Source organism: Frankia sp. AiPs1, assembly GCF_023716945.1.
Taxonomy (GTDB): Bacteria; Actinomycetota; Actinomycetes; order Frankiales; family Frankiaceae; genus Frankia.
Window position 1 is genome coordinate 1 of sequence record NZ_JAMQQF010000534.1, and the last position, 4,120, is coordinate 4,120.

The 4,120-nt window shown below is 72.6% G+C and carries 5 protein-coding genes; 3 read left to right on the plus strand and 2 right to left on the minus strand.

Annotation, left to right across the window (positions count from 1 at the left end; genetic code table 11):
- Window positions 1-49: 49 nt before the first annotated feature.
- Window positions 50-487, minus strand: a complete 438-nt coding sequence (locus ND748_RS26815; RefSeq protein ID WP_374216045.1) for a winged helix-turn-helix transcriptional regulator — start codon at window positions 485-487, stop codon at window positions 50-52.
- 173 nt (window positions 488-660) lie between these two features.
- Here ND748_RS26815 and ND748_RS26820 point away from each other — a divergent pair, with 173 nt between their 5' ends.
- Window positions 661-1,170, plus strand: coding sequence for an NUDIX hydrolase (locus tag ND748_RS26820; RefSeq protein ID WP_251748997.1), 510 nt, complete (start codon window positions 661-663; stop codon window positions 1,168-1,170).
- Window positions 1,171-1,217: 47 nt separating this feature from the next.
- Here the strand turns inward: ND748_RS26820 and ND748_RS26825 are convergent, their stop codons facing one another.
- A complete protein-coding gene (locus ND748_RS26825) occupies window positions 1,218-2,351 on the minus strand; it encodes a hypothetical protein (protein ID WP_251748998.1) in 1,134 nt (377 codons plus the stop codon).
- A 302-nt stretch (window positions 2,352-2,653) separates the two neighbouring features.
- Between ND748_RS26825 and ND748_RS26830 the strand changes: the two genes are divergently transcribed.
- Both ND748_RS26830 and ND748_RS26835 read left to right on the plus strand, forming a co-directional pair.
- On the plus strand, window positions 2,654-2,974 hold the full coding sequence (locus tag ND748_RS26830) for a putative quinol monooxygenase (RefSeq protein ID WP_251748999.1): 321 nt from the start codon (window positions 2,654-2,656) through the stop codon (window positions 2,972-2,974).
- A 99-nt stretch (window positions 2,975-3,073) separates the two neighbouring features.
- Window positions 3,074-3,946 (plus strand): NAD(P)-dependent oxidoreductase, encoded by an 873-nt coding sequence (locus ND748_RS26835; RefSeq protein ID WP_251749000.1) that lies wholly within the window; start codon window positions 3,074-3,076, stop codon window positions 3,944-3,946.
- Window positions 3,947-4,120: the final 174 nt, after the last annotated feature.

Below are 4,120 nucleotides of genomic sequence, written 5' to 3' on the forward strand. Positions count from 1 at the left end.
GGACTCGCCGGCCGCCGGCGGCCGGCGGCAGCGGGCCCGCCGGCGACGGTCAGCGCACCTGGCCGAGTCGGATCAGGGTGGTCGTCCCCGGCAGCACCGGCGCGCGGCAGTGCCCGCAGACCATTTCGGGATGCAGCTCGGCGCCGCAGTCGTGCTCCCACCTGGTCGGCCCCGGGCCGTCGGTGACGTAACGGTCGCCCCACTCCATCAGCCCGAGCAGGATCGGCCGCAGCGCGCGGCCGGCCTCGGTGGGGACGTACTCGTAGCGCGGCGGGTGCTCCTGGTACAGCGCCTTGGCCAGCACCCCGCGCTCGACGAGGGTGCGCAACCGCGCCGCGAGGATGTCCCGACTCGCGCCTGTGTTGCGGACGATCTGGTCGAAGCGGCGCTCACCGAGCAGCACCTCACGCAGCGCGAGCAGGCTCCACCGCTCCCCGACGACCCCGAGCGCGTTGGCGATCGAGCAGTCCCGCCCGGCACCGGTCATGGTGACCATCCCCTCGACCGCACACTCCGCCCGCCCCTGCCCCGCCCGCCAGGAGCACTCGAGCACTCGAACATTCGGCGAAAGCGTAGATCCGGTAATCCAACCTACCACCGGCCGCCGCCCCCTCGCGGTAGACAGGACCCGGGAGCCACACCACATGGAGGAGACCTGCCATGACCACCGCAGGCGAGGACCGGCGACCGGTGCGCAGCGGGCGGGGCGGCACGACGACGCTGACGTGCCTCGGGCCGGCGCCGGACCCGCCGTTCGAGCGGGTGACGAGTGCGTCGGTGGTGGCGGTCACCGACGACGGCCGGCTGGTCGTCGCGGAGCTGGCCCGAGGGCTGGACATACCCGGCGGGCACGTCCAGCGCGGCGAGTCGTCGATCGACGAGACCGTGCGGCGGGAGGCGTGGGAGGAGGTCCGGGCCCGGCTCGGCGTCCTGCACCCGGTCGAGGTGATCGAATCCGACTACTTCGGCGCCGACGACCTGACCTACATGGTGATCCGTGCCGCCCGGGTCACCGAGCTCGGCCCCTGGGAGTCCGGCCACGAGTCCGCCGGCCGGACACTGATCGAACCCGAGGAGTTCCTGCGGCGCTACCGCGGCGGGGACCCGGCGCTCATGCGCCACCTCGTGACCGCCGCCCTCGCCGCCCTTCCCCGCCTTCCCGACCTTTGACCAGGACCGGTCGATGGGTGGCCAGACGCCTGATCCCCAGGTCCGGCTCACGCCGGCAGGTCGCACCACTGGGTGAGCCAGGCCCCCACCGCCGGAGCCCGGTCTCCGCGCCGTTCGCGCACCGTCGTCAGGGTGTCGACCGCTCGAAGGCACATCCGCTGCCAGCAGGCGGCTCGTTTCCCCGGCGAGGACTCGATCACCGGGATCGAGGTCTCCTCGGTGGCGTGCAGATTGTGCAGCGCCGCCGCCAGCACGGTCCCACCGTCCCCTGGGCTGCCGGGCCTGGGCCCGGCGATCGTCCCCGGCTCGCTGGCGAAGCGGAGCAGACTGCGGCCATCGCACGCCTGACACGCGCAGACGAGCAGTTGATCCTGCTCGTCGTCTACCAGGGCCCGCAGCCGCGCAGCGGGGACGTAGGTGAGCAGGTCCGGGACGAACAGGTGGGGGTCGCGGGCGGCTCGCCCGCCGCCCCCGGGAGGCCACCACTGGTGCCGCGTCGAGGGGAGTAGCCCCACTGCGCCGAGAGCTGCGCCGTGGGCCACCGCGCCGATGACCGAGACGTCGCAGCGGATGAGGCCGATCGGGACCGCTCGCGTCTCCCGCAGCAAGGCCACCAGGCCGGCCACGGTCCCCACCCGATCGAGCGGGTTGCCCCGGTGGGCGAGGACGATGGCGACCGGCCGGTCTGCCGCGATGACCTCTTTGGTGAGGGTGTCCAGCCCTCCTGCCAGCAGCCAACCGCGCGGTAGCGCTAGCACCACGACACCCGGCTCCGGGGCAGCCAGCGCCGAGGCAAGGGCGTCGCGGTCCGCCACGGCGATGACCGGGCTGCCCAGCAGCCGAACCGGGCGGTCGGACAAGCCCGGCCACCCGCCAACGCCCGGCAGAGCAGCCGCGCCGCCACCGATGAGGTCACGACCCGGTGGCGCACTGGCCCCGCCTCCGTCCGTGGCGGCCTGCTCGGCCGTGCGGTACGTGGCGGGATCGACGAGCACAGGCCGGTTCCGATATCGAACGCCGATCACGGAGCGGTCCGGTCTGCCGGCGACAACCGCGCCGCCGACGATCGTCAGGGCCTCGTCCACCAGAGCGAGGCCACTGTCGGTGAGGTAGGGCAGCACCGAGCCGTCGGGAACCGGGTGGAACGCCGCCTCCGATCCGGGCGGACGAGGAGCGAGCATCGCAACACCGCCACCCCACCAGAGGATCCATTGATGGACTACTATCCGTAGACTGTAGTCATTTCACTGCATCAGGTAAGCGAATCAACCAGTTTCAGGCATTGTCGCCTCGACCGCCCGCGTCAAGGTCTGGAAGGCCTCTCCTGAGGACTACTCAGGGCTGCCGAGGTCGGGTCGCGGCGATGTGATGCGAGTCTCCCAAGACGCATTACAGTGATCTCCAGCGAGGTCACACACCGTCACCCACACCTTGACGGCGGTGCGGCCATCGCTGCCGATGACTGCGTCGCGGAGGTGAAGCCATGTTCGGTCTGACGGTGCGCTTCGAGGTTCGCCCGGACACTGCGGACGCGTTCGACGCCCTCGTGGCGCGGACGGTGCCCCTCATCGCAGAACGGGAGCCCGGCACGCTGATCTACACGACGCACCGCGTCGCCGGCGACCCGAACGCCCGCCTGTTCTACGAGCTCTACCGGGATCGCGACGCCTTCGAGGAGCACGAGAACCAGCCCCACATGCACCGCTTCGCCGCCGGCCGCCAGTCGCTGCTCACGGGTCCGCCGCGCGTCGAGTTCATCACCTTCACCGCCGGCACCGGGGTTCCCGTCGCGACCGACGCCTGACCCGCGGCCACCCCGGCCGGGTGCGCCCACCAGTGGCGGGCCAGACTGCGGTATGTCACCGAAAGCAACGTCGACGTGCCGCAGGCAGGAGGGTGACGGATGAGGATCGGATTCGTCGGGCTGGGCGGGATGGGCATCGCCATGGCCCGCAACCTGGTCGCCGCGGGCCACACCGTGCTGGTCTGGAACCGCTCCCCCGGACCCGTCGCCGAGCTGGCCGCGGCCGGCGCCGTCCCCGCGAGCCTCGAGGAGGCCTTCGCAACCGGGACCGTGCTGAGCATGCTGGCCGACGACCGAGCCGTGACGGAACGCCTGCTCGACCCCGCGGTGCTGGCCGCGGCGCCGCCCGCCGCCCTGCACGTGAACATGGCGACGATCAGCACCGCCCTGGCGGAACGGGCGACCCGCGAGTACGCCGAGCGGGGCCTGCGCTACCTCGCCGCGCCGGTGTTCGGCCGGACGCAGGCCGCGGCGGCGGGCGAGCTCACCATCGTGACCGCCGGCGAGCCGGCGGTGATCGCGCAGGTGCAGCCGCTCTTCGACGTCCTCGGCCGGCGTACCTGGACAGTCGGTGAGATCCCGGCGCAGGCCAACCTGGTCAAGATCTTCGGCAACTACCTGATCGCCTGCTCCATCGAGGCGATGGCCGAGGCGACGACCGTGATCGAGGCGGGCGGCCTGGACCCGGCCCTGTTCATCGAGGTGCTGACCGACAACCTGTTCCCCGGCCCGGTCTTCGCCGGCTACGGCGGCATGATCGGGAAGAGGAGCTACGAGCCGGTCAACTTCCGGCTGCCGTTGGGGTTCAAGGACGTCAGCCTCGCGCTGTCCGCGGGCCAGGAGCGCAACGTCCCCCTGCCCTTCGGCGGCGTGCTGCGCGACGCGTTCATCGAGGCGCTCGCGCACGGCCAGGGGGAGCAGGACTGGGCAGCGGTCGCCGAGACCGCCCGCCGCCGCGCCGGGCTCGCCTGACGCGGCCCTGACGGGCACCCGACAGCTTCGGCGGCGCGGGCGGCTTCGGCGGCGCGGGCGGCTTCGGCGGCTCGGTCAGCCGGGGTGATTCGGGCGATGCCGGCGGCTGGGGTGGCTCGGGCGGCCGATGATGGCGCGGGGCCCGGCGAAAGCCGTCCCAGGATGCGGTGTCGC